The organism is Vibrio sp. YT-19(2023) (assembly GCF_033337395.1).
The window spans coordinates 1-594 of record NZ_JAWOQN010000784.1 but is presented as its reverse complement, the minus strand read 5'-3'; the positions used below and the strand labels follow the sequence as shown (position 1 = coordinate 594).

Below are 594 nucleotides of genomic sequence, written 5' to 3'. Positions count from 1 at the left end.
CAAAGGAAGAATCGTGGTTGGCGCGCTGACGAAGTAAAGCAATAAGGTTGTCGTATCAACGGAAGAAGCAAGCTCGCCAGTCGTCCATTGTTTGAACAGCAAATATCCCAACGCAAACGGCGCAAGAACAAGTGCTTCAATAAACAATGTTGTGCTCCAATCGTAGTTGATTTTCTTTTTGTAGAGTCCATAAAGCGCAAAGAAAAGCCCCATTGTTAAGGCAACAAACGGTAGCTGCCCGTATTGAAACACTTGGTATAACACGCCACAAGTTGCGAGCAATATTGCAATTAATTGCCCCTTAGAAAGCTTGTCTCCCAAAACAAATACACCTAAAGCGACAGACACAAGTGGCCCGATGAAAAAGCCCAAGCTTGCATCAATCACTCGATGGTGAGTCAACGCCCACGTAAATGCACTCCAAGAAATACACATTAGGCTACTTGCCACAAAGGTATACCAAAGAGACTTTTTATCTCGCCACACCTGTGACCAATTTGGCCAATGGCGAGTCACCGCGTAGACGATAAGAATCCCCACGGGTACCGAGCCAATAATGCGCCATGCCAGCAACTCATCCATTGCAGCATTAGG

General features: G+C 46.0%; 1 protein-coding gene. It reads right to left on the bottom strand.

Going from position 1 to position 594, the window contains the following annotated elements:
* On the bottom strand, positions 1 to 594 hold a 594-nt coding region (gene rarD / locus R7E78_RS28450; RefSeq protein WP_318058924.1), incomplete at both ends, for an EamA family transporter RarD.